Origin of the sequence: Streptomyces sp. 15-116A (assembly GCF_025290915.1) — a bacterium.
In the GTDB taxonomy this organism is placed as follows: domain Bacteria; phylum Actinomycetota; class Actinomycetes; order Streptomycetales; family Streptomycetaceae; genus Streptomyces.
Genome location: NZ_JAOCQE010000009.1, coordinates 46850 through 69730 on the forward strand (window position 1 = coordinate 46850; position 22881 = coordinate 69730).

The window sequence follows — 22881 nt, forward strand, 5'->3', positions numbered from 1 at the left end:
CTTATCGCTCCATACAACTCGTCTCGATTCTTGGCCACCAGGAATGTCGAGGATCAATTGCTAGACTGCTGGCCAATTCTGGTGGACCTCTCCTCCGGCGAGGCCAGGTTCGGAGAGTTGGAAGAGCGGGCCTTCTGGAAGCAGCCTTAGCCTCACACCTAGGCCCTCCTAGTCTTGATGCGCCCGGTGAGGACTGTCCTAAGACAGACCATCACCGGGCGCACGGGTATTTCTGCCCGTCACGCGTTGTCGAGTTCCCTTATCACCAGTGAGCCTGCTCGTACCAGCAGCAGGTCTGGCGGCGCGCTAGGTCCTACTTAGAGCTCGTACCACGATCTTGTGACAGTGTGCTGGTGGGCGTGACCAGTGCGACGATTCCGCCGTTCGTGGGGTGTGGGGAATCCGGCCGTGGATCGTGGATGACGAACTGTGGGCGCTGATCGAGCCGTTGCTGCCACCCTGGCCGCAGAAGGCTCCCGGCCCCAGACCGGTGGATGACCGGCTGTGCCTGCAGGGCATCCTGTACGTCCTCTACAACGACATCAGCTGGCAACTGCTGCCGCTGGAGCTGGGGTTCGGCTCCGGGCAGACCTGCTGGCGCCGACTGGGCCGGTGGCACGAGGCCAACGTTTTCGACAAGCTGCACCGTCTCCTGCTGGCCGAGCTGCACGCGGCCGACGAACTCGACTGGAGCCGGGCCTGCGTGGATGCCTCCCACATCCGCGCGAAAAAGGGGGCGAGGCCACCGGCCCGTCGCCGGTCGACCGCGGGAAAACGGGCAGTAAACACCACCTGATCTGCGACGGGAAGGGCACCCCGCTCAGGGTCATCACCACCGCAGCCAACGTCAACGACGTGACCCAGACCCTGGCCCTGGTCGACGGCATCCCATCCGTCGCGGGCAAGCCGGGCCGCCCGCACCGCCGTCCCGACGCCCTGCTCGGAGACAAACGCTACGACTCCAACCCCGACCGCCGTGAACTGCGCAGGCGCCGGATCCTGCCGGTGATCTCCCGCAAGAGCGCCCCGAACATCAAGGACCTCGGCAAGCTCCGCTACGTCGTCGAGCAGACCTTCTCGCTCCTGCACCACTTCAAGCGCCTGGCCGTCCGCTGGGAACGACGCCTTGACCTGCACGACCCCTTTGTCTCCCTCGCCTGCAGCCTCATCTGCTGGAGACGACTCAAGAAGGTCCACCCATGATCGTGTTACGAGCTCTAAAGGGCAAGGCCGTGAAGTTATGGGTCGGGACGTGGCCGTAAGTGAGGGCTGATCTGGAAGGATGCCGGACGCGAGAAGCGGAGCCCCGGTAGAACTGGCTGGTCTGCCAAGAAGAGCCGTTCACAAGGACCGGAGGCTCCGCTGTCCGGACAGTGAGCCTTTTCCATCATCGTTCTGAGCTGTTCAGGTGCAGAGTGAGAACGGCCTGGACAAGGCCCGTGATCCGGGTGGTCGAGCATCGCAGTTTGCGGAGGAGCCGCCAGGACTTGAGGGTGGCGACGGCCTGCTCGACGAGGGCCCGGATCTTCGCGTGGGACGGGTTCACCGCCTGCCGGCTGGCGGAGAGGGTGTCCCATCGTCTCCAGCATGGGGTGCGGACGGTGCCGCCGGCGCCTCGGTAGCCCTTGTCGGTCCAGCACCGGATGTCGGCCTCGGTGAGGGCGTCGAGGATGCAGTGTTCGCGGGCCGCGCGGATGTCGTGGACGGCGCCGGGCAGGGCCGGTGAGGCCCGCAGCAGTCGGCCGAAGGGGTCGGTAATGACCTGCACGTTCATTCCGTGCCTCTTGTGCTTGCCGGAGTAGAACGGCCGGTCCGCGGCGATGCGGTCGATGGGCAGGAGGGTGCCGTCCAGGATCAGGTATGCCTTCGTCGACGCGGTCCGCACCGCGTCCTCGAGGCTGGGGGCGAGAGCGGCCAGGAGTGCGACTGCTTCGGTGACGTAGCGGTAGGCCGTCGTTGTGCCGATGCCGAACCCGGCCGCGAGCTGGGCGTAGGTGTGGCCCATCCGCAGGTGGGCGAGGGTGAGCAGGGCCTGGCGGCCGGCGGTCAGGCGCCGCCACCGGGAGCCGATCGGGCGGGGGTGGCGCCGCAGTTGCTGCGTCAGGAAGCGGAGGGCGGAGCTGGACACGTCGACGCCCGACGGGTAGACAAGCACGTGAAGCCTCTGGTGGAGACGGTTGTCTTGGTCGAAAACCCATCTACCAGGGGCTTCACCTGTCTGTCAGCCCAACAGCCCTACGCCAAAGGCAGGTTGGAAAAGGCTCAATGGCGCATGACGAGTATGTGAGGCAGCTGACCGCCCGAGCGAAGGACGGCACCATCCCGCCGCGAGAAGTGGTGGAGCTCGCCCGGACAATTTCGGAAGGTCGTGCCGGTCGGGATCTCTACCACTTGCTGTACGCGGTGGCCCGCGCGGGTGGTCCAGCATATGAACCGCTGATCGCCAACTACCTGATCTACCCCGAGGACCCTGACGTCTCCGCGCTCGCAGTGCAGGTGCTCACGGGGCATTGGAGAGTGGGGGCGAAATACCGAGAACAGATCTTGGAGCTCCTGGATTCGCCTGAGTGGGACGAGAGCGACGAGGCGTTCATGGCTGCTGTCTCCGGCGCGGGTGAAGTCCTGCACGACGGGTTCGACGCTGAACTCTTGCGCACGTTGTTGAGGCTTGCCGAGGAAGGTCGAGGTGAGTATGACGATGACCTAATGCGGCGGTTCGCGGTGGAGGCAATCGCCCGAGCGCTGGGCGCCAGCTACGCCCAGTCACTGAGACCGCCCGAGGGAGTTACGCGCTCGGAGTGGTCACAGGGTGTTCTAGGGGCCGCGCGTGACCGATTGCATGAGATGACGCGGCGGCACTAAATTCTGCTCGCAATTAAGCGGTCTCAGGGCCCCGGCGAAGTGATGGCTCGCCGGGGCCCGCGACCTTGCGAAACGACCGCGTGCGTTTACCGCCTGAGGCGAGCGGTCCATCGCTCCCCAGCCCACCCTCACAACAAGTGATCAACCTTCCCCGCCTTGATCTCAAGAATGAGGGCCCGGAGAGCCTCCCGGCTGTCGGTGAGGGGGGCGTCCTCTTGCCCGGCGACGGCGATATAGGCGTTGCCTTCGGCGTCGGTCCCTATGCGGAAGCAGTTATTTCCCTCCGCGCAGAACGGTTCTTCCCAGCGGATGTCGGCCACCATGGCTACTCCTCAGAGCTGGCTGGCGATGGAATGGATGAGGTCTCGCGAGGCTTGTGGATCAAGCGACTTGTTGTGCCACCAAGACATGTGCGCACGGTACTTCGCGAGTTGCGCCTCGGCGTGAGTGAACTCTCCGCCATGCGCCGAGTCCAGTTGCACGGTGTCCAGCTGGGGCACCACTCCATGCGCGTACAGCACCGCGTGACCGGCTCCGGGGGAGGCGCCCGCCTCGACCGGGAGGACGCGTAGGTCGACGTTGTCCCGTTCGGACATCAGGCACAGGTGCTCCAGTTGCTCTCGCATGGTCCGCCGCCCGCCGAACTGCATACGCAGGGCCAACTCGTGCACATAGGCCATGTACTGGACCGTTCTCTTCTGCCCGAGGACCTTTTGCCGCTGCATACGCAGTGCGACCCGCAGCTCGACCTCCGACCGCGGGAGAGGGGGCAGGGCGGAGTCGAAGACGGCTCGGGCGTATCCGCTCAACTGAAGCAAGCCGGGGACGTGTACGGTCACGCTGGGTGATCTCGGGCTGTGAGGTCATGCACCCATGGTTAGCTGCGCTGTGCTATCTGGTGCTACATGGTGGCGCGCGAGGTCGGGGGGATCAGTTGACGCCACGTTCATGGCGTCCGCCATACCCACGCCTGTCCCGCCGTCCGCGTCGGCGTATCCCCCCGGCACTGCCATGGCGCTCCGCAGGTGAGGTGAGGTGTGGTGTCGGGGATCTCGGACTGCCGGGACTCCGTCTGAGCCGCGATGAAGTCCAGCGGCGTTCATGGCGGCGCGGGCGCCGGCACGGGTGGTCAGCAGGAAGTCGAGTTCGGTGAGCACCCTGGGCGACACCACAAGGTGGCCCGCGCGGGAGAGAGCCTTCCGGTGAGCAGCGTGCCCAACCCGGCTGCTTGAAAAGGGGAGATGAGAAGTCGATCTCCGTTGCTACCGTGGCCCCATGTCATCGGTCAGGAAGATCCAGGTCACGTTCGACTGCGCGGAACCCGAGCGGGTCGCTCGCTTCTGGTGCGAGGTGCTGGGGTACGTCGCACCGGAGCCGCCGGAGGGGTTCGCCACGTGGGACGAGTACAACGGCTCGCTGCCGCCTGAGGAGCGGGACGCGTGGTTCGCGTGCAGCGATCCCACGGGTGTGGGCCCGCGGCTGTTCTTCCAGCGCGTTCCCGAAGGGAAGGTCGTCAAGAACAGGGTGCATCTCGACGTGCGGGCCGGCACGGGACTGGTCGGCGAGGAGCGGCTGGCCGTGCTGGAGGCGGAATGCGCACGGCTGGTAGCCCTCGGCGCGAGGCGCGTGCGCCTGCTTCCCGCCGACGAGGAGAACGAGTCGTGCATCGTCATGCAGGACGTCGAGGGCAACGAGTTCTGCCTCGACTGAGCAGCCGCACCGCCGATGAACGCCGTGTCTGTCCTCATGTCGAGGCCCGGTTACCGTTGGTCGTCTTCTGTCGGTGCGTCGTCATCGACGGGCTTGTCCCGTCCGACCGTCATGGACCAGCGCAGTGAGGCAGGTGCCGTGACGCGCACGGTGCCCTTCTTGTCGGCACCTTCAAGATCGCGCGCACAAGGCCCAGTTCATCGGCGCGGCCGACGATGGCGGTGCCCGTGACCGGCGGAAGTCCGGCCAGCACAGGCTGGTTCGGCCGGTGCGCGTCCTGGTGTGCGTGGGCGGAGTTCTCGGCCAGCAGCGTCTGCCGCCAGGCCAGCCGCCACTCCTCCAGCAACTGACGCTCCGCCCACGCCGACGCACCACCCTGCGCGGTCTCCGGGAACGCGCGGGCGTGCGCGCAGCAGGCGCGGACGAACGCCTCCACGACGTCCAGCGCGGGAAGCTTCCGCCTGGTGGTCGCCAGCCGAAGGGCGGTCGCGCCGTAGTGCGGCGGGTTAGGGCGGGTCTCCTCCGCCAGCATCCGGTAGGCAGGCCGGCCCGCGCGTTCGCGCAGCCGACGCAGTGAGCGCGCGAACGCGCCCACGGGCGAGGCCGGGTCCTCCACCGGCAGCGGCTTGCGACCCGGCCGTGCTCTGCCCATGGTGCTTCCCGCCCCCGTTTTCTCTCCCGCAGTCCGGCAACACTTCGCCTCGCCGACCACGGAGCCCGCCGCGCCGGCCGCCTGCCCACAAGGCTGACAGCAAGTGGTCGGCCCTGCAGAGAAGTTGCCGGGCTCACCCCTGGATGGTTGCAGGTCCCCGGTGCGCCGAACGGTCGGCGGGTCAGCCGTCACGCGGGTCGGTCCGGGTCACCGGATCACAGGAACCTCCACAGGTGGTCGGCGGTGCCGTTGTCGTCGAACTGGACGACCTGCGCGCTGTTGGCGGTCGACATGCCGTCGACGCCGAGGACCTTGCCGCTGTTGCCGTTGCGGATCCGGTACCAGCCGTCGCCGTCGTCCAGCAGGGTCCACAGGTGGTCGGCGGTGCCGTTGTCCTCGAACTGGACGACGCGCGCGCTGTTGGCGGTCGACATGCCGTCGACGCCGAGGACCTTGCCGCTGTTGCCGTTGCGGATCAGGAACCAGCCCTCGCCGCGGTCCACGAGCTGCCAGGCGTGGTCGCTGGTACCGGAGTTGTCGAACTGCACGACGCGTGCGCTGTTCTCCAGGGACATGCCGTCGACGGCGAGGACCTTGCCGCTGTGCTTGTTCTGGACGCGCCGGAAGGGGGGTTCGGGGATCCAGGGCCGTCCGTCGGGCGTGGCCGTGGGGAAGGCGGTGATCCGGAGTCGCGCCGCGCCCATGGGTATGAGGGTGACGGTCTCCACGGGTGCGTCGCTGCGTGCCGGGCCGGGTTGCAGAGGTGCGACCACCCGCTCGTCGTCCGCGATCCACTCCTCGATGCGCCGGGCCTCGGCTGTGATGCGCACGGGGACCGTCTCGTGAGTGAACGGATTGCCGGGGACGGGGCCGTCGGCCCGCGTGAGGGACGTCCGGGGGGAGGGCGTGAGGCCGTAGTTCCACGGAGAGGCCGCGTGCACCTCGTACTCGGGGAAGGTGTCGTCACCCGCGTAGCGCTCGTAACGCTCCCCGATCCTCAGGGAGTAGGTGAGGGGGCCGTGCTGGACGCTGACGGCGTCATGCCCGCCGGACCAGTGGCGCAGTGTGGTCCGCTGGGGGAGGAGCAGGGTCACCTTGTCGCCGTCGCGCCAGGTCCGCTCGACGGTGGCCCACGCGGGGCCGGCCGGCGCGGTCACCGGCCGGCCGTTGACGCGTACCTCCGGCCCGTCGCACCAGCCGGGCACGCGCAGCCGCAGCGGGAAGCGGACCGGGCGCGGGGTGGACACGGTCAGGGTGACCGTCTCGGTGAAGGGGTAGCCCGTGTCCTCGGTGACGGTCACCGTGGTGTTCCCGGCGACCTGAGCGCGCACCTGGCTCGGCGCGTACATCGACGCGGCCAGCCCGCCGTCCGGGGTGGCCAGCCACAGCTCCTCGGTGAAGTACGGCCAGCCCATGCCGTAGTTGTGCGGGCAGCAGCGGTACTGGTCGACACCGGGCTGGAAGCTCTGCATGGCGAAGCCGTTCTGGAACTGGCCCTGTGTCTTGGGCTCGTTGTCCAGGTCGACGCTGTTGGCGCTGGTGATGTAGTGGACGGCCCTGCCCTGCGGATCGAGGGAGGCGGGCAGCATGTTGAACGCCAGGTCCTCGCAGCGGTCCGCCCAGACGGGATCGCCGGTGATCCTGGTGAGCAGTTCGTGGCTGGCCATGAACTCGACGATCCCGCAGGTCTCGAAGCCCTGCCGGGGGTCGGTGAAACCGGGCCGGTAGTTCTCGTCGCCGGCCATGCCGCCGCCCGGGAACTGCCCGTAGACGTCCATGACCCGGTCGTAGGCGCGGTAGGTGGCCCGGGTCAGCTCCGCGTCGCCGGTCACCTGCGCGTACTGGGCGGGCTCGCGGAAGCCCTGGGCGATGTTGACGTTGTGCCGGGAGGGCGTGGGGCCCGTCCAGTCGGCACCCAACGTGTGCATCTTGGCGGCCAGTTCGAGCAGGAACGGCTCGCCGGTGCGACGGTGGAGCCAGACGGCGATGTCCAGACCGTCGCCCCAGCGGTAGGAGATCCAGCTGGTGTTGAAGGCGCCGGGACCCTGGGCGTTCATGAAGCGCAGGAAGCGGGTGAGGAAGGGCACGATCCGTTCGTCGTGCGTGTACTCCTCGTACGTGCGCAGCGCCTGGAGCAGGGGCAGGAACGGCCAGAAGTCCGGCCCGCCGTTGAGGGACGTGCGCAGCGCCCGCGGCCCGAAGAAGCCGTCGCTCTGCTGGGTGGCCAGGACGGCCTCGATCCAGGCGCGCGAACGCGCCAGCGCGTGCCGGTCGCCGGTGGCGATCGCCAGCGGTACGTAACCGCGCAGCCAGTAGGGTGCCTCCTCCCACGCACCGCGCTCCGGGTGTACCCAGCCGGTGGTGGAGAAGTCCAGGAAGTGGGAGAAGCTCTCGTAGCGGCCGCACAGGCCGTCGAGCTGGAGTCTGAGCTGACCGGCGAGCCAACCGCGCGCGGTGACGCTGCCGGCCGGCAGTTTGCGGAAGGCGTCGGGCGCGAGTGCGCCGGCCCCCGGCTTCGGCGGAGCGGCGGCCGACGCGGTGGGAGCGAGGGGGCCGCCGCCCAGGGCCGCCGTTCCTAGGGCCAGGGCGCTGGTGCCGAGGAGTGCGCGTCTGCTGAGGGGCATGCGGATCTCCTGATTCTGGACTCGTGGTGCTCAGGTGCCGCCGAGGCGCAAGCCGCGCGGGGCGGAAGGTCCGGGGTGGGGCGGCGGGTGAGCGTCGACGCGGCTGGGCTGCGGCGCAGTGGTGGCGGCGTGGGCCGGCAGCCGGCCGTGCTTCTCGCCCGCTGCCGTGCGGTGTGTACCGCCGTGTACCGCCGCATGTCGCCGTGTACATCGTTGGAAGGGTGAGGCCACTGAGGATGACAGCACACGCCGGGTCCACCGTCGAGGGGTGTGACACGTCCACGTCGAGGAGGCGGGTGTTTCCGGCCACGCCTTGCGGGAGGCGCGGTTCCGCCGTGGCGGTTCGGGGCGCCCGGGCAGGGCGGACGCCGCTGTGGCGGTCTCGGTCACGAGGCGAGGAGGATGCCCTGGCCGGGATGGATCACCCGGCGCGGCGATGCGCTACTGGGACGGACTGCCGGTGCCGAGGGCGTGTTCCTTGAGGAAGGCGCCCGCGTGGGCCGCCGCTTCCTCCGCCGTGGCGTACGGCGCCTCACCGTCGGCGGCCGTGCCGGATGCGCCGTCAGCGCCCCGCCCGGTCCAGCCCCAGCCACCGGCGGGTGACTGCACCAGCTCGGCCGTCCCCCCGAACAGCGCGAGCGTGCTCCTGCCCGCCGACGTGGGCGCCGGGCGGCGGACGGCGTCGGGCCACTTCTTACGGGCACCCTGCCGGGTGATGCCCCAGACGGCTCCCAACTGCTCATAGCTCGCCCCGTAGGAGCCGGCCGTCGTCGCCGCCCTCTCCGTGAGCCGCTTGACCTCGCCGTCGACCACCTTCCACGCGGCCAGGACGGACAGCGCCACGTCGACCGGACTCGCGTCCCACATACGTTCGGCGGACAACCCGGTCTGCCGAGAGCGGATGGCCGAGGCGAGAGGGTTCAGGGCGTCGTACAGGGCCTTGTGGAGTTCTGCCTGCTCTTCCGGGGTGATCTCATGGGCGGCCATGCGACAACTATAGTTCACAGCGACCGCCGCCGTAAACCAAAGTTTCCAACCTCGTCCTGTGCGCCTACCTCTTGGAACCCGCGACCACCGCCCGTGTCTCCCGCGGTGCCCGAGCCCGTGCACGGCCTCCGTATGCTCCCCGGCATGAAATTCTTCCGCTCACGTGGCCGAAGTGACGCCCAGCGCATGACAGGGACGCCCGTGGCCGAGGCCAAAGCCCTCTACGAAGCGGGCCGTTACGCCGAGGCGGAGACGGCAGCCCTCGCCGTGGCACGATCACGGCCGCACGACGACCAGTACGCGGCCGTGGCGCTGAACATCGCCGCGCTCGCCACGGGCGCCCAAGGCCGCCACGCCGACGCACTCGCCGTCTATGACGAAGCGCTGCCTGTCTTCAGTCAGGTATTCGGCCCCGATCAGTGGGCGACCCTGAAACTCCGCTCGGACCGCGCCCAGCAGATGGTTCTGCTCGGTCGGCACGCCGAGTGCGAGGCGGAATGTGCGGCCGTCGCCGAGGCCGCCAGCCGCGGTACCGGCCCGGACATGGCACTCCTGGCGGCGGGCGCCCGCAACGGGCTGGTCTTCGCCCTCAACGCACAGGGACGCCACCAGGAGGCCGAGGTGATCGCCCGCGAGGCCCTGGCCGCCCATCGGCTGCGTGACCGGGCCTCGCTCGTCCTGCGCCTCGGCCTGGCGCGCAGCCTCAACGGCCAGGGCCGCCATGAGGAGGCCCTCACCGAGGCGAAGGCCGCCGAGGAGTTGTACCGCGCTCTGCCCGACTACCAGCGCCACCCTGACCAGGGTGCCGTCGAACTGGTCCTCTCCAACGCTCTGTTGGGGACTGGCCGCACTGCCGAGGCCCGTCGCCTGGCTGCGGCAGCCCACGACGCCTGCCTGGCCTCCTTCGGCCCGCACCACCGCCGAACCATCGAAGCCCGAACGCTCCTCGAGCACATCGACGGCACCAGGCCGTAGGAAAGGCACGGTCATCCCAGGCTCCTGCTCGACTAGTTCAGTTACGGAGTTCCTGGCAGAACGTGAACGCGGAGGTGCCCAATGAAGGGACGTTCCTGGTCGGAGGTCCGTGCGGAGGCGATGTCCCGCCATCCGGAGCTGGCCACGGTTGAGGCTGAGGAGCAGCGCGCCGCCATCCGCGAGGAGAACAGGGCACGCATCCGCAGGCATGTGCTGGCGGGCATGCGCCGGAAGGCGGGGCTGACGCAGCGGGACATGGCGTCCCGGCTCAAGGTCAGTCAGGCGCGCGTGTCGCAGATCGAGCACGGTCAGATCGACAGCCTCGAGATGCTGCGTGCCTACGCGGCCGTTCTGGGCGGGCGGATCACGGTGCGTCTGGAATGGGACGAGTCCTCGGTGCAGGTGGCCTGAGCGCTGAGCGGGCGTCCTCGGTACGCCGTGCGTCGTCGGAGGGCGTGGTTGTGGAGCGAGAGGTCTTCGGCGATCGCGATCGAGCGGTCATCGGATTGGCGACGCGGCGCTGGGGCTTGCGACGCGCTCTGACGACGGCGGTGCAGACACGGCCGTCGATCCAGGTCGCCTCCGCCACGTGAGGAGGAGGAGCCGGCGACGGCCGATGAGTTTCCGCATGCTCCACGGTCCTCAATCATGGTTGGTGCGCGGTGGCCGCGAGTGCGGTCGTAGCGTGCGCCGACCGACCGACTCAAAGATCCATCCGGACACGAGACACCGAGGAACCCCAGATGCGTACTCTCATCAGCACCGCCTTCATCTCCCTCGACGGCGTCATGGAGGCCCCCGGCGGCGAGCCCGGCTACCGGAACTCCGGGTGGACCTTCAAGGACGTCGAGTTCCTGCCCGAGGCGTACGAGATCAAGGACCGTGAGCAGAAGGAGGCCACCGCCCTGCTGCTGGGGCGGGTCAGCTACGAGGCGTTCAGCCCGGTGTGGCCGAACATGGACGAGTTCCCCGACTACAACGTGATGCCGAAGTACGTCGTCTCCACCACCCTCACCGAGAGCGACCTCGTGTCGAACTGGGGCGAGACCACCATCCTGCGCTCGCTCGACGACGTCGCCGCGCTCAAGGAGACGGAAGGCGGCCCGATCATCGTCCACGGCAGCGCCACCCTGAACCAGAACCTCTCGGACGCCGGGCTGATCGACCGCTACCACCTGCTCGTCTTCCCCCTCCTGCTCGGCGCGGGCAAGCGACTCTTCAGCGCCACGGACAAGGACACCCAGAAGCTGAAGCTCGTCGAGCACGAGGCCTACGCCAACGGCGTACAGAAGCAGGTCTTCGACGTCGTCCGGTGACGCGGCTTCGCCCCCCCCCACGCGTATACGCCGCGTATACTTGCTGGCATGTCCGACGTCATGATCCGCGTGCCTGCCGAAGTCCGTGATCAGCTCGCTGCCGTGGCGGAGGCGCGCGGGGTGAGTCTTCGTGCCCTCATGCAGGAAATCGCAGCTCAGACTCTGACCCCGGAGCAGATCAAGGAGCGGGCCGACCGTACCCGCGCCCTTCTCGCCGAGCGCTTCGGGCACTACGTGACGGACGAGGAATCCGCGGAGATGCGGCGGAAGATGCGGGAGGCCACGGCCGCGCACCGGGCCGCTCTCGCAGAAGCGGAGCCGTCCCGTTGAACCAGATCGAGCACTACGTCCTCGACAGCGCCACCCTGCGGGCGATGGGAGGAAACAAACAGGTCTCCGGTCTCATCCATGCCGCTGCGTCCAGCGATGACGTCCGCCTGTGGGTGCCTGTCCTGTGTCTCGTGGAGGCTGAGCGCGAGCGCGCCGGGATCGTGGTCCAGGCCGGCGTACTGCTGGATGTACTCCGCCTGGTCGACGACGACTTCGCCACCGCCATGACCGTCGCAGAACTGCTCAGCGACGGCGTTGCCCCCGGCGTCGCCGCAGCCGTACATGTGGCGCGACCGAGCCTCATGCTCCCCGACGGAGCACTCGTGGCCACGGTCACCCCGGATGCCTACGACGGGATGGGAGTCGGCGTCATGGATCTCAATCGCTGACAGAGGCCGGCCGAACCGACCGTAGGGTCACGGAGAACCCCGGTCGGTCCGGCCCCGCCGGACGTTCATCACGCCAAGGGCGCAGCTCACCCAGCCGCCGACATCAGCGCGCCGAGCAGAGCAGGGGCGAACACACGGCGTAGGCGACGTACAGGCCGTACGCGCCGAGCAGCCCGCCGAGGACGCGTGTCCAGGCGGGCTGCTCGGTCTGCCGGTGCGCGCGCAGCATCCGCCGCAGGCGAACCGCGGTGCAAACGATGCCGAGGGCGGCGAGCACGGTGAAGAGGCCGAACAGCAGCGGACGTTCGCTGGCCGGTGCCTTGTGCACACCTGCGTCCGCGACGGCCAGCAGCAGAAACGGGGTGATGTACTGGGCCGGCCTGAAGGCCGTTCGGACTGTCGTCGGGTGACGGTCATGGATCACGGAGTCTCCTTGGTCCCGGTTCGGTGCGCGCAGGCAGCGGCGGGGCGGGCGGGCCTGGCGGCGGCGTTCTCGACGTAGCCCGTCAGGCAAGACGACGCGGGAACGATCTCGGTGCACTGGTGCACTGGTGCACTGGTGCACTGGTGCACGGGCCCACGTCAGGCACCGACTTCGAGTTCCGTCCGGCTCCGTCCTGCTCTGTCCCGGCTCCGTTGGGCTCCCCTTTGGGCCCACGGGCCCATGCCGCCTCGGCACCCTCTCCCTACGCTCACCCCGAGACGTGCGCCGCGATACGAACGCAGGCGCGTGCGCGGGGGAGTTGAGGGGGCGTGGGCATGGCGGCGGCCGGGGGAGCGGGCGGCATAGCGGCGGACGGGGCGGGCGGCGTGCCTCCGTCGGGGTCCTCCGGGCGCCGGGCCGCCGCACCGAGGCCGCTCTCCCTCGCACTGATCCTCGTCCACCTCCTCTTCGCGGTCACCGTCATCGGCGGCCTCGGCCTGCTGCTCACGGCCAGCTCCTACGACGCGGTCGACGGCGCCGTCCTCGCCCTCGTCGCCTACGCCGCCGCCCCCGGCACCCTCGGCTGGTGGCTGGCCCGTCGCACGCGGCAGGGCGGCGGGCAGCGCACCTGGGCCGCGCTCATCGCCGTACAGGCGTGGCTCATCCTCGGCTCGATATCCAACCTCGCCGACGGCTCGGCCCGGGGCGCCACCCAGCTCCTCCTCCCCGCCCTCATCGTCTACTTCCTCACCCGGCGCGAGACCCGCGACTGGTACCGCCTCCCGGACGCCGACCGTGCGCCCCACCGCCCTTTCTCCCTCGCCCGAATGATCCGCTGGCGGCGGGACGAGGGGCAGACGGCGGTGGAGTACGCGGGCCTGATCGCGGTCGTCGCCGCCATCATCACCGCGCTGGTCGTCAGCGGACTGGGCACGCAGATCTTCACCGGCCTCCAGTCCCAGATCTGCCGCGTCACCGGCACGGCCTGCCCGGCACCGACGGGCGGCGACGGTCAGGTGAACGCCGGGGACGGGGACGGGGGCGCGGACCAGGACCGAGAGGGCAACGGCAACGACGCCGGGGCTGGCAACGAAGGCGGCAACGGCAACGGCAACGGCGCCGGGACCGGCAACGAAGGCAACGATCCGACGGACGCCACCGACCCCGGCGAGGAAGCGAACGGCGAAGAAGCGAACGGCGAAGACGGCACAAGCGACGACGACAACGGAAGCGAGAGCGAAGAAGCCGCGGACGGCGAGGGCCCCGGCGACGGACAGGGGGCCGGTGACGGCGAGGGCCCCGGCGACGGACAGGCGGCCGGTGACGGCGAAGAGACCCGTGCGGACGGCGACGACGACGGCTGCTTCTCCGGAGTCGGTGCCTTCTTCGGCTGCGCCGGGGACCAGCTCAAGCAGGTCGGCGAGGGCTTGTTCGTCGACGGCATCTGGGGTGACCTCACCGACACGTGGGACACCATCACCAACCCGCTGGACAGCCTCAAAGGGCTCAAGGATTACGGCGGTCTCATCGCCGACCAGTGGAGCGAGGACGCCAAGGACGCCGGCGACAAGTGGGCGAAGGGCGACTACCTCGACGCCCTCACCGACTGGGGCGGCGCCACCCTGAACTCGGGCGGGAAGATCCTCGACGACATGTTCATCGGGGACGAGGTCCGCGACCAGTGGAACCAGGGCAACAAGACCCGCGCCACCACCACCGTCCTGTGGAACGTCGGCTCCCTCTTCATCCCCGGATACGGAGAGGTGAAGATCGTCCAGAAGCTGGGCAAGCTCGGGAAACTCGGCAAGCTCACCGACAAGGCCGCCGACGCCGCCGAGGACGCGAGGAAGGCGGCGAAGGCAGGCGATGCCGAGGGCGCCAGAGAGGCGGCGGAGAAGGCCGACGAGGCAGCCGACGAGGCCGAGCGCAAAGCCCGCGAAGCTGGCTGCACGATCGCCGCGCCGTCCCGCAGAATCCCGTACGGCGAATCACCCGCCCCCTTCGGCGGTCCCGGGACAGGCACCACGATTCTCGCCGCGGCGTCCACCGGCTCCCGCTCCATCGTCCTCGCCGAGGACGGTTGTGACGAGGAGGCCAAGCAGGAGGCGCAGGAGGCGCGCCGGCAGGCCGACGACGCGGACAAGGCGGCCGACGAGGCCGAGCAGAAGAAGCGGCCCGCCGCCGAATGGCAGGCCCGGGACGACATCGCCGGTCCGGCCCGGGGCAAGCTCCTCAAGTTCCCCAACAAGCGCCACACCATCAGCGGAGCGTCCGGCGGGCAGGTGAAGGAACGCAACACCGTGATCCTCCGGGGCAACGAGGACCACGTGCGCGCCGACATCGAGGGCATCGCCGACGGCCGCGCCACCCTGGCCCCGGACGGCAACACCTACGAGATCAACGGCCGTAGCTACGAAGTCGAGCCCAATGGCACCGTCTTCCCCAAGTCCGGCCCCGGCCTCGTCCAACTGGACCGCATCGAGTACGCGGCCCTGAAGGAGATCGCCCGCAACAAGGGGGACACCGGGGCATCGCAGCAATTGCAGCGTGACCCCAAATTCGTCAACAATCCGGAAAAGGTCGAGAAGGCGAAGCAGATCTACGACGGGACGTACAAGTGATCGCAAACCTCTTCACCGTCGCGGACCTGGCCCCGGCGCGCCTGCGCGACGCCCTGGCCGACGTCCTAGCGGTCCCGGAGGAAGCGGTCGACGTGGCGGACACCGATGACGACCAGGAGAACCGTAACTGGGAGGCGCGCGCACTGTGCACCTACACCAGGCTTCCCCCCGGCGACCTGTCCCTGGCCCTGGACATCTCGACTGACGACAACGCCTCTGTTCCGCTCACGGAACACGCGCTGGCCCGAGCCCTGGCAGCCGCAGCGGCCACCCCCGTCCTCTTCCCCTCGGACATCGACCTGCCCAGCGCATACTGGGTCGTCACCCCGGACGGACGCGCCGTCAGGTGCCGTCTGGAGGCGATCGACACCGAGGAGGCGGAACCGTCGGCATACAGGGTGGATGCGACAGAACAGCCGGTACCCCACTTCCCCTTGGCGTCTGTCGGCCCCCTGCCGGAAATCCTGGACCGTCACCCGCTCGCGACACCCGTGACGGACGCCTTCACGTCCACCCGTGTGACGGGTCCGGCCGCGAGTATCGAGGGCCGTCTCCACTACGCCCTGCGTCTCTGGGAGCGTCTGATCCGCCGTCTGGAGGCGAACGACTGGGCCCCCTCAGGCCGCTACCGCCAGGACCTCTACCGACGCGACTTGGAGGCACGCGACGATTTGGCCCGACTGACACCAGAACTGGACCGGGCTTCCGCCGAAGCTCTCCGCGCCGCCCTGTCCTCCCTGGACGCCGGTTTCCGAGCCCACACGGACCCCGACGAGGCAGCCGAGCCCGGCCCCGGCGACCGCTGGTGGTGGCGCAGAAGCCCGGCCCAGGCCCCTTGGTGAGAGCAGGCCAGTCCGTGCGAAGAGTCGTGCGGGGCTGGGCCCCGGCAGGAGCCGACAAAGTCGCTCGCCGTTCACTGGGCCAGGACGCTGACACGCCTCGCCGACCTGCTCCCGGCCGCCGCGCGCACGACCTCGGACGACGACGGCGTCGGCGGCAGCGCCTGGACCTGGCACACGCCCGATACGCCGTCGATTGGTCGACTGACTGGGTGGGCTACTTGTCCCCGACCCGGGCGAGCCGCATACCGTCGAGCCTGGCACCCATGACCCACAACCTCTGACCCACCACCTCCCGGAAACCGATGGCGTTCTCTTGACACTCACGCACCCGGGCGACACGACACCGATGGTCGACGCCCGCACGACCCCGAAGGCATCCGGCGCCTTGGAGCCCCTGCCCCACCGGATGGACAGGCCGGCCCTGTGACCGCCCGCACAAGCAAGCCCTTCGACAGGGCGAGGACGCTGTCGACCCTCCAAACGGCCTTGACGGCCCCCATCCCGGCCTCCGGCCCGCCGACGTCCGAGGGCGACCCGGAGACAGGCGAATGGTCGGGCACCCGAGGCGAGGGCCTCTGGCTCCTCCCCCTCTGGGAGGGCAAGTGGCTGACGGGCGTGTACGGCGAGGACTGGAACGCGGCGGAGGAGGAAGCGGAGTCCCACCTGACGGCCTTGGCGACGGAACTGGACGCCCGCTGGGGCCGGCATCGCACGGTGAGCATGCGCGTACCCCTCCTCAGATCCACGACGGGCACCCCCCTGCCCGAGCCGTACCGCACCCTCGCGGCGACGGACTGCTACGGCGACTTGAGGGTCTGGGGCCCGCTGCACGAGCCCACCACGCCCGCCACCCCGCGCTGGCTGTCCCTCTCCCTCAACCAGTCGGACGGCGACGCCCCCGTGATCATCACGGCGCTGATCACGACGTACCCGATCGAGGAACTACCGGACCCGGCCTGAAGCGAGGCCGAGCTGACGCGAGGTCGAACTGAAGCGGGGCCGAACGGAATGAGACCGAACTGAAGCGGGGCGACGCGCGCCTACGCCTCGGCGGCGCTCCCGACGGACCCGTTGATGACCTGCACGCGACTCCCCACTCTCAGCCCCCAGCCCTCCATCACTCCGGCCTCGGCCTCGACCACATGCCGAGCCCGCACCCTGGGCAACCCGAGCCGCCCCGGCGGCATGGTCCGCACGGCGATCACCCGGAGCCGCCGATCGAGATAGGCGACATCGATGGCCATCCGCATCCGAAAGGTGTGCACGCTGTTGGCAGGACTGAGCAACAAGGCCCCTTTTACCGAGTCCCGCCCCAACAGCCCCTTGGTCCGCGCCCGATAGGAAGAAGCGATCTCCAACGGAACACGAACCTCACCCCCCTCCGCCCCCACGACCAACTCTCCGAACCCATCCCGCCAACGCCCCACGACACCCTCCTCCTCCATCGCAAACCCTGGAACACCAACGCCCTACCCTGCCGCCCGCACCGCGTTACGCAACCGTTACTGCCCAACTGCCCCCGCCGACGCCCGGTTTAGCCCCATACACCCCGCAAATTGACACCGTTCACCCTGGTCTCCGTACGCCACGCTGGATAGCTTGGGTTCGCTCAAGAGAAGCCTCGCCCCACCGGGAGCCGACCGTGAACCGCCGCCCCACCCTGCTCACAGCGCTCGCGCTGACCGCCACAGCGGCCTTGACGCTGACCGCATGCGGAAGCGACGACGACAGCTCCTCCAAGGACAGCGACAAGATCGCGGGCGCGGACACGGGTGAGGGCTCGGCGTCGCCGAGTACGACACCGTCAGAGTCCGGCGACCGTCCGAAGCTGCAGCTACCGGACGACCTGTCCTACACCTTCGACTGGCCGAAGACCGGAGACAAGGAGAAGGACGCAATCCTGGCGGATAGCCAGCAGGCCATTCAGGCCGTTGACTTGGCGATCGTCAATCAGGACGCCTTGGACAAGGCATACCTGTACTACTACGAAGGTGAGGCCGCCGCCGGAACGCAGAAGTTCATCCAGAACTATGTCGACCACAAGGCGAGCATCACAGGGTTCTACCGCTTCTACGCTCCCCAAGTAGCACTTGGCAAAGACGGCTCAGCGTCCTTCACGTACTGCGAGGATCAGGGCAAGGCCTACGTGAAGTACCTGAAGACCAACGAGATCAAGAAGACCAAGGTGACGGCCAAGAGTTACGTCATCTACCACACATCCCTCAAGAAGAACGACAAGGGCGTCTGGGAGATCCAGAAGATGATTTCGGAGAGTGGGAGCCCCAAGTGCCAGCCATGACAGCTTCTGGGAGCAGAGCTTCCGTCGCCATCGGAGCATGCCTGTCACTCCTCCTCCTTGCCGACGTCGCGTACGCCGACGACACCCTGGGCGGGAGCACAGAGAACGCAAACCAGAGCGCCAACGCCGATGAAAAGGGCAATCTTTCGGTGACCGTCGGTGGTGTCGTCTTCGACCGTTCCAAGAACGGCAGCGGCGACGGCGCGGGAGCGCTGGCCGCGACCACGTCCTGGACGCCGCCGCCCTGCTGGTACGCCCCCAAGTACACGCCGGAGCAGCTGCAGAAGTATCTGGAGCCGATCTGGGAGGCCGGGTCGACCGGGTACGAGTGGGACGCCGAGCAGCGGGAGAAGTACAACGCGAACGACAAGAAGAAGGCCTTCAACAAGCACAAGTCCGGCGAGGGCTACTGGTGGGACTCGTACGTCAACGAGAGCTACCCCCCGGGCTGGGATGCTTGCGACAAGGGCCCCTTCTGGGTAGACGAGGGCGATGCACCCCCCGCGGACATGGAGAACGCCGTCACCCCGGAGATCCTCGCCGAACTCGCCTACTCCGAGATCCGCGTCCCCGGCACCGAGGTGACCCTGGCCCCCGCGGAGGCGACCAAGGTCAACCTGCCGACCTGGGCGTGGCTGGACGGCGCGGAGTTCAAGCCGGTCTCGGTCACCGCGTCCGTCCCGGTCCTCGGCATCGAGGCCACGGCGACGGCGGAGCCGGTCTCGTTGAAGATCGAGCCGGGGACGGCTGATGCCGAGCTCTATCCGGCTTCGGGCGTCTGCGAGATCAACGACGGCCGTATCGGTGAGCCGTACGCCAAGGGCAAGGCGGATCAGACACCCCCGTGCGGCGTGAAGTACCTGCGTTCCTCGGGCGATGACACCTTCCCGCTCCAGGCGACCGTCACCTGGAAGATCCAGTGGACCGGCACCGGCGGCGCCGGCGGCGACCTCCCGGACGGCGAGTTCGGAGCGACCCAGGACGTCGTGGTCCAGGAGATCCAGGCGATCAACCGCTGAGTCGACAGGGGTGACGTGCCTGACTCCACTGGGGTAGGAACACCCCATGACCACACTCGGTGTAGTGCTTCGTCCTCAGCTTCCCCCCGAGCGGTTCCGGGCTGTTGTCGAGGTGGCTGATCGGGGAGGGATTCAGGAGCTCTGGCTGTGGGAGGACTGTTTTCGGGAGGGTGGGGTTTCCAGTGCCGCCGCCGCGCTCGCGTGGAGTGAGCGGGTGCGGGTCGGGGTCGGGGTGTTGCCGGTGCCGTTGCGGAACGTGGCCCTCACCGCCATGGAGGCGGCCACCCTGCACCGTATGTTTCCGGGCCGCGTGATGCTGGGCGTCGGGCACGGTGTGCAGGAGTGGATGGGGCAGGTCGGGGCCCGGGTCGAGTCGCCGGTGACGCTGCTGCGGGAGCATCTCGTCGCGCTGCGGCGGCTGTTGCGCGGGGAGCGCGTCAGTAGTGAGGGGCGGTACATGACACTGCGCGACGTCGCCCTCGACTGGCCGCCCGAGACCGAGGTCGACGTCTTCGCCGGTGCCACCGGGCCACGGTCCCTGCGGCTCAGCGGCGAGGCCGCCGACGGCACCGTTCTCACGGCCTCCACGTCACCCGACGGCGTCCGGCGTGCCCGGGGTCTCATCGAGGAGGGGCGGAAGAGGGCAGGACGTGACCTGGGGAGTCACAAGGTCGTCGTCTACCTGCTGGCCGCCACCGGGCCCGGGGCCGAGCGGAGGCTGCGGGCCGAGCTGGAGGACGAAGGCGTCGCGGGCGAGGCCGGGGTCGGTGTCGCCGGGGACGGGGCGGCCGTGGCCGAGGCGGTGCGGAGGTTCGCCGACGCCGGGGCCGATTCCGTGGTCCTCCAGGCCACCGCGGACGAGCCCGACCCCGAGGGATTCGTACGGTTCGTCGCGGAGGAGGTCGGTCCGCGTGTCGGCAGGGGCGCGGGCGGATAACGGCAGGAGACGGGAGGCGGGAGCAGGTAGGAAGGAGGCATGATCGTCCCGGAACGGCCCCACGATCCAGAGCGCTCCTTCGACGAGCTCCTCGCCGAAGGCGTCTCCGTGCCCACCGGAGGATGGGACTTCTCCTGGTTCGAAGGGCGGGCCACCGAGGCGCGGCCCTCCTGGGGGTACGCCGCCGGTATGGCCGAGCGGCTCGGGCGGGCCGCCGCCGTGCTCGATGTCCAGACCGGGGGCGGTGAGGTGCTGCGCTTCGCCCTCGAGCGCGCCGCCCCGCAACGGCCGACGCTCGTCGTCGCCACCGAGGGGTGGCCGCCCAACGTCGGCAAGGCGACCGAGCTCCTGCGGCCCTACGGCGTGCCCGTCGTTGCATCGGACGAGGACGCGCCGCTGCCCTTCGCCGACGGGGCCTTCGATCTCGTCGTCAGCCGGCATCCCGTCAAGCCGCACTGGCCGGAGATCGCGCGCGTACTCCAGCCCGGCGGGCGGTACTTCGCCCAGCATGTCGGGCCCGCCAGCGTCTTCGAGCTCGTCGAGTACTTCCTCGGGCCGCAGCCGGACGAGGTGCGCGGCGCGCGGGATCCCGAGCGGGAGCGGCGGGAGGCCGAGGCGGCGGGGCTGGAGGTCGTCGACCTGCGGGCCGAGCGGCTGCGGATGGAGTTCTACGACATCGCCGCCGTCGTGCACTTCCTGCGCAAGGTGATCTGGATGGTGCCGGACTTCAGCGTGGAGAGGTACCGGCCGCGGTTGCGTCAGCTGCACGAACGGATCGAGGACGACGGTGCCTTCGTCGCTCACAGCAGCCGGCATCTCCTCGATGTGCGCAAGCCCGAGCGTTCATAGCCGTTTCCCAGAGTTCCTACGCGTGCGGGCCCACCTTCACCTCGCCCACCACCAGCTCCGCCCTCGCCTCCAGCACCTCGCCCACCCGCTCCACCTGTTCGCCCAGCTCCCTCTCCTGCCGCGCCGTCAGCGATCCCAGCGGCTCGACCGTGACCGTCGTACGGCGGCCGCTGCGCCGCTGGTGCCATACGCCCGCCACCACGCCGTCCACGAGCAGCACCGGGAAGTTGCCCGCCTGCCCGCCCGCCAGCGCGCGCTCGTACGCCCGTCCCGGGAACAGGCGCTCGCGCGGCTGGGCCGCGATGGCGTAGGCGTCGAAGTAAGGGAGGAGGCGCACGCCCGGGGCCGCGCCCGCCTCCGGGGCCGACGGGGCCGGCGGGACCGAGGGGACCGACGGGAACTCCGTGTCGCCGGACGCCACCCACCAGCCACGGGCGCCCTCGAACTCGACCTCCTCGATCCCGCCCGCCAGCGCCGACTCCCGGAAGACCTCCGCCGCCCAACCCGCCGGTGTTGCCAGCCACTTCGCGAAGTGCTGCGGGGTCGCCGGACCGTAGGCGTGCAGGTAGCGGCGTACGAAGGCCGGGACGGCGTCGGTGGCGTCCGTCCGCGTCGGGACGTCGGCGGCCGGCGGGCGGGTGTACGTCACCTTCCGCCCGCGGTTCGGGCCGAAGCACAGCGCGCCCGCCCAGCCCGCGCGGTGCAGCACCTGGCGCCAGCGGGGCCACATGTCCTGGAACGCCGGCATCACCAGGTCACCGGCCCACGCGCCGGTGCGGGCCACGACCTCCTCGCTCAGCTCGTCGATCGTCAGACACGCACCGGCGAGTGCGTCGCCGATCGCCGCCACGACCTGTTCCTCCTGCTCCTCGGTGAGCCGCACATCCGGTGGGAACGGGCTCGTGCCCCTCGGCACCGCGCTCAGGGCCGCGCACCACAGGGGCAGTTCGTGCGCGGGGAGGAGATGGACCGTGCCGCGCGGGCCGAACGTCTTCACCAGCGAGCGGTCCTCCCACAGCGCGGCCCGTACGTCCGCCCGCGTGGCCCCGGTGGTCCGCAGCCCCACGGACAGCTCGGCCGCCGACAGGACCTGGGCGTGGGCGCCGAGCATCGCGCCGACCACATCCGCCAGCGGTACGTCCGCCGGGGCGGGCGTGGCCAGGAACTGCCGTTCCCTGCGGCGGGCGCTCGCCTGGGACCACGTGATCTGCGGGAGCCTTGTCGTCGTCATGAGGTCGACCGTAGGGGAGATCGAGGACAGTTCTCGTCCTAGATGCTGTTCCTGGGGTTTCCGCATTGTTATGGCCCGCGGCTCGCCTTCTCCGTTTCCGGTCGCGTAGGTTCGGACCAAGGTAATTCGCGTCAGCAAAGCTGCGCGGGTGGTACCGCGCAGTGGAGGGGGCTGCGCGGTGCCCACCGGGTCAAGCGGGTGCACCACGCCCGGGTCACCCATCGGAGGGACGGCCGGAAGAGTTGTCGCGATGCGTGCCTCACGCCGCCACTTCCTTCACACCGCCCCCTCAACCCCCCATTTTCCACGGATTTCCGGCTGGTTTCGGTCACGAAAGGGCCAGGAACGGCGGCTTCCGGGGGCATCGTGGCGTCGCCGCCCGGCTCCGGAGAGTAGTTGTGGCACGCCGATGTGCGCGGCATCCCTCACGAAGGGTTATGGTGGAAACCCCCCCTCGGGCCGGTCCGTCTCCCCCCCACGGACCGGCCCGTTTTTTGTGCCCTCCGGGGCCTCTCCGGTTCCGCCCGCTGGCTAGAGTCCGAGTCATGTCGAACGAGCATCCGACACCCCCGCCTCCGCACCCCGGCCAGGGCCCGTACGGCCAACCCGCCCAGCAGGGCCCGTACGGCCAGCCCGGCGCATACGGCCAGCCCGGCCCGCACGGCCAACCCGGCGCCTACGGTCAGCCGGGTCCGTACGGCCAGCCGGGCCCCCAGAGCCCGTTCGGTCAGCCGGCCCAGCTGAGCCCCCACGGTCAGCCCACCCCGTACCGATCAGGTGGGGACTCTCGTACAGGCCGGCACGGACCTCGGCT

Annotated in this window: 24 protein-coding genes; 15 read left to right on the forward strand and 9 right to left on the reverse strand. The window is 69.5% G+C overall.

What is annotated here, in order from left to right; translation table 11 throughout:
- Window positions 1–400: 400 nt before the first annotated feature.
- A protein-coding gene (locus tag N4P33_RS03325) for an IS5 family transposase (RefSeq protein WP_260824648.1) occupies window positions 401–1203 on the forward strand; the annotation gives its coding sequence in 2 pieces (ribosomal slippage) (window positions 401–728 and window positions 728–1203; 804 coding nt in all).
- A 184-nt stretch (window positions 1204–1387) separates the two neighbouring features.
- On the opposite strand, the gene N4P33_RS03330 is transcribed toward N4P33_RS03325, so the two are convergent.
- Entirely contained in the window at window positions 1388–2155 is a 768-nt protein-coding gene (locus N4P33_RS03330) for a transposase family protein (RefSeq protein WP_260824624.1), read from the reverse strand.
- A 110-nt stretch (window positions 2156–2265) separates the two neighbouring features.
- On the opposite strand from N4P33_RS03330, the gene N4P33_RS03335 reads away from it, so the two are divergent.
- A complete protein-coding gene (locus N4P33_RS03335; RefSeq protein ID WP_260824625.1) occupies window positions 2266–2862 on the forward strand; it encodes a hypothetical protein in 597 nt (198 codons plus the stop codon).
- A 128-nt stretch (window positions 2863–2990) separates the two neighbouring features.
- Here N4P33_RS03335 and N4P33_RS03340 read toward each other — a convergent pair whose 3' ends face one another.
- Together N4P33_RS03340 and N4P33_RS03345 are read right to left on the reverse strand one after the other, a co-directional pair.
- Window positions 2991–3185: a hypothetical protein gene (locus N4P33_RS03340; RefSeq protein WP_399028355.1), complete on the reverse strand. Its 195-nt coding sequence runs from the start codon at window positions 3183–3185 to the stop codon at window positions 2991–2993.
- 9 nt (window positions 3186–3194) lie between these two features.
- A complete protein-coding gene (locus tag N4P33_RS03345) occupies window positions 3195–3701 on the reverse strand; it encodes a DUF5753 domain-containing protein (protein WP_260824626.1) in 507 nt (168 codons plus the stop codon).
- Between the two features lie 436 nt (window positions 3702–4137).
- On the opposite strand from N4P33_RS03345, the gene N4P33_RS03350 reads away from it, so the two are divergent.
- On the forward strand, window positions 4138–4572 hold the full coding sequence (locus N4P33_RS03350; RefSeq protein ID WP_260824627.1) for a VOC family protein: 435 nt from the start codon (window positions 4138–4140) through the stop codon (window positions 4570–4572).
- Between the two features lie 109 nt (window positions 4573–4681).
- On the opposite strand, the gene N4P33_RS03355 is transcribed toward N4P33_RS03350, so the two are convergent.
- From N4P33_RS03355 to N4P33_RS03365, 3 genes are all read right to left on the reverse strand, one after another.
- Complete coding sequence (locus N4P33_RS03355) at window positions 4682–5224, reverse strand: hypothetical protein (RefSeq protein WP_260824628.1); 543 nt, start codon at window positions 5222–5224, stop codon at window positions 4682–4684.
- A gap of 215 nt (window positions 5225–5439) precedes the next feature.
- Window positions 5440–7848: an RICIN domain-containing protein gene (locus N4P33_RS03360; RefSeq protein WP_260824629.1), complete on the reverse strand. Its 2409-nt coding sequence runs from the start codon at window positions 7846–7848 to the stop codon at window positions 5440–5442.
- 441 nt (window positions 7849–8289) lie between these two features.
- On the reverse strand, window positions 8290–8835 hold the full coding sequence (locus tag N4P33_RS03365; protein WP_260824630.1) for a hypothetical protein: 546 nt from the start codon (window positions 8833–8835) through the stop codon (window positions 8290–8292).
- Window positions 8836–9021: 186 nt separating this feature from the next.
- On the opposite strand from N4P33_RS03365, the gene N4P33_RS03370 reads away from it, so the two are divergent.
- From N4P33_RS03370 to N4P33_RS03390, 5 genes are all read left to right on the forward strand, one after another.
- The gene (locus N4P33_RS03370) at window positions 9022–9810 is read left to right on the forward strand and encodes a tetratricopeptide repeat protein (RefSeq protein ID WP_260824631.1); all 789 of its coding nucleotides are present in this window, start codon (window positions 9022–9024) and stop codon (window positions 9808–9810) included.
- Between the two features lie 81 nt (window positions 9811–9891).
- Window positions 9892–10221, forward strand: a complete 330-nt coding sequence (locus N4P33_RS03375; RefSeq protein WP_260824632.1) for a helix-turn-helix domain-containing protein — start codon at window positions 9892–9894, stop codon at window positions 10219–10221.
- 332 nt (window positions 10222–10553) lie between these two features.
- Window positions 10554–11126: a dihydrofolate reductase family protein gene (locus tag N4P33_RS03380; protein ID WP_260824633.1), complete on the forward strand. Its 573-nt coding sequence runs from the start codon at window positions 10554–10556 to the stop codon at window positions 11124–11126.
- 48 nt (window positions 11127–11174) lie between these two features.
- Window positions 11175–11456 (forward strand): Arc family DNA-binding protein, encoded by a 282-nt coding sequence (locus N4P33_RS03385; RefSeq protein ID WP_260824634.1) that lies wholly within the window; start codon window positions 11175–11177, stop codon window positions 11454–11456.
- On the forward strand, window positions 11453–11845 hold the full coding sequence (locus tag N4P33_RS03390) for a hypothetical protein (RefSeq protein ID WP_260824635.1): 393 nt from the start codon (window positions 11453–11455) through the stop codon (window positions 11843–11845). Before N4P33_RS03385 ends, N4P33_RS03390 begins: the two co-directional genes overlap by 4 nt.
- Window positions 11846–11948: 103 nt before the next feature.
- On the opposite strand, the gene N4P33_RS03395 is transcribed toward N4P33_RS03390, so the two are convergent.
- A complete protein-coding gene (locus N4P33_RS03395; RefSeq protein ID WP_260824636.1) occupies window positions 11949–12269 on the reverse strand; it encodes a hypothetical protein in 321 nt (106 codons plus the stop codon).
- A gap of 335 nt (window positions 12270–12604) precedes the next feature.
- Here N4P33_RS03395 and N4P33_RS03400 point away from each other — a divergent pair, with 335 nt between their 5' ends.
- The 3 genes from N4P33_RS03400 to N4P33_RS03410 all read left to right on the forward strand — a co-directional run bounded on the left by N4P33_RS03400 (window position 12605) and on the right by N4P33_RS03410 (window position 16692).
- Window positions 12605–14890: a Flp family type IVb pilin gene (locus N4P33_RS03400; protein WP_260824637.1), complete on the forward strand. Its 2286-nt coding sequence runs from the start codon at window positions 12605–12607 to the stop codon at window positions 14888–14890.
- Window positions 14887–15732, forward strand: a complete 846-nt coding sequence (locus N4P33_RS03405) for a hypothetical protein (RefSeq protein WP_260824638.1) — start codon at window positions 14887–14889, stop codon at window positions 15730–15732. Before N4P33_RS03400 ends, N4P33_RS03405 begins: the two co-directional genes overlap by 4 nt.
- Window positions 15733–16218: 486 nt before the next feature.
- Window positions 16219–16692, forward strand: a complete 474-nt coding sequence (locus tag N4P33_RS03410; protein WP_260824639.1) for a hypothetical protein — start codon at window positions 16219–16221, stop codon at window positions 16690–16692.
- A gap of 80 nt (window positions 16693–16772) precedes the next feature.
- Here N4P33_RS03410 and N4P33_RS03415 read toward each other — a convergent pair whose 3' ends face one another.
- Window positions 16773–17159 (reverse strand): DUF192 domain-containing protein, encoded by a 387-nt coding sequence (locus N4P33_RS03415; RefSeq protein ID WP_260824640.1) that lies wholly within the window; start codon window positions 17157–17159, stop codon window positions 16773–16775.
- Between the two features lie 215 nt (window positions 17160–17374).
- On the opposite strand from N4P33_RS03415, the gene N4P33_RS03420 reads away from it, so the two are divergent.
- Genes N4P33_RS03420 through N4P33_RS03435 form a run of 4 tightly spaced genes read left to right on the forward strand, consistent with a single transcriptional unit; the run spans window position 17375 to window position 20836 of the window.
- The gene (locus N4P33_RS03420; RefSeq protein WP_260824641.1) at window positions 17375–18031 is read left to right on the forward strand and encodes a hypothetical protein; all 657 of its coding nucleotides are present in this window, start codon (window positions 17375–17377) and stop codon (window positions 18029–18031) included.
- Window positions 18028–19050 (forward strand): hypothetical protein, encoded by a 1023-nt coding sequence (locus tag N4P33_RS03425; protein WP_260824642.1) that lies wholly within the window; start codon window positions 18028–18030, stop codon window positions 19048–19050. Before N4P33_RS03420 ends, N4P33_RS03425 begins: the two co-directional genes overlap by 4 nt.
- A gap of 46 nt (window positions 19051–19096) precedes the next feature.
- Window positions 19097–19987, forward strand: coding sequence for an LLM class flavin-dependent oxidoreductase (locus N4P33_RS03430; protein ID WP_260824643.1), 891 nt, complete (start codon window positions 19097–19099; stop codon window positions 19985–19987).
- 39 nt (window positions 19988–20026) lie between these two features.
- Window positions 20027–20836: a class I SAM-dependent methyltransferase gene (locus tag N4P33_RS03435; protein WP_260824644.1), complete on the forward strand. Its 810-nt coding sequence runs from the start codon at window positions 20027–20029 to the stop codon at window positions 20834–20836.
- Between the two features lie 16 nt (window positions 20837–20852).
- Here N4P33_RS03435 and N4P33_RS03440 read toward each other — a convergent pair whose 3' ends face one another.
- Complete coding sequence (locus N4P33_RS03440; protein WP_260824645.1) at window positions 20853–22067, reverse strand: winged helix DNA-binding domain-containing protein; 1215 nt, start codon at window positions 22065–22067, stop codon at window positions 20853–20855.
- Window positions 22068–22881: the final 814 nt, after the last annotated feature.

Bases quoted from the DNA above. Each gene is read 5' to 3' on its own strand.
- N4P33_RS03335 (WP_260824625.1), top strand. From the start codon at position 2,266: ATGGCGCATGACGAGTATGTGAGGCAGCTGACCGCCCGAGCGAAGGAC.
- N4P33_RS03340 (WP_399028355.1), bottom strand. From the start codon at position 3,185: ATGGTGGCCGACATCCGCTGGGAAGAACCGTTCTGCGCGGAGGGAAAT.
- N4P33_RS03350 (WP_260824627.1), top strand. From the start codon at position 4,138: ATGTCATCGGTCAGGAAGATCCAGGTCACGTTCGACTGCGCGGAACCC.
- N4P33_RS03355 (WP_260824628.1), bottom strand. From the start codon at position 5,224: ATGGGCAGAGCACGGCCGGGTCGCAAGCCGCTGCCGGTGGAGGACCCG.
- N4P33_RS03360 (WP_260824629.1), bottom strand. From the start codon at position 7,848: ATGCCCCTCAGCAGACGCGCACTCCTCGGCACCAGCGCCCTGGCCCTA.
- N4P33_RS03365 (WP_260824630.1), bottom strand. From the start codon at position 8,835: ATGGCCGCCCATGAGATCACCCCGGAAGAGCAGGCAGAACTCCACAAG.
- N4P33_RS03370 (WP_260824631.1), top strand. From the start codon at position 9,022: ATGACAGGGACGCCCGTGGCCGAGGCCAAAGCCCTCTACGAAGCGGGC.
- N4P33_RS03375 (WP_260824632.1), top strand. From the start codon at position 9,892: ATGAAGGGACGTTCCTGGTCGGAGGTCCGTGCGGAGGCGATGTCCCGC.
- N4P33_RS03380 (WP_260824633.1), top strand. From the start codon at position 10,554: ATGCGTACTCTCATCAGCACCGCCTTCATCTCCCTCGACGGCGTCATG.
- N4P33_RS03385 (WP_260824634.1), top strand. From the start codon at position 11,175: ATGTCCGACGTCATGATCCGCGTGCCTGCCGAAGTCCGTGATCAGCTC.
- N4P33_RS03400 (WP_260824637.1), top strand. From the start codon at position 12,605: ATGGCGGCGGCCGGGGGAGCGGGCGGCATAGCGGCGGACGGGGCGGGC.
- N4P33_RS03425 (WP_260824642.1), top strand. From the start codon at position 18,028: ATGACAGCTTCTGGGAGCAGAGCTTCCGTCGCCATCGGAGCATGCCTG.
- N4P33_RS03430 (WP_260824643.1), top strand. From the start codon at position 19,097: ATGACCACACTCGGTGTAGTGCTTCGTCCTCAGCTTCCCCCCGAGCGG.
- N4P33_RS03435 (WP_260824644.1), top strand. From the start codon at position 20,027: ATGATCGTCCCGGAACGGCCCCACGATCCAGAGCGCTCCTTCGACGAG.
- N4P33_RS03440 (WP_260824645.1), bottom strand. From the start codon at position 22,067: ATGACGACGACAAGGCTCCCGCAGATCACGTGGTCCCAGGCGAGCGCC.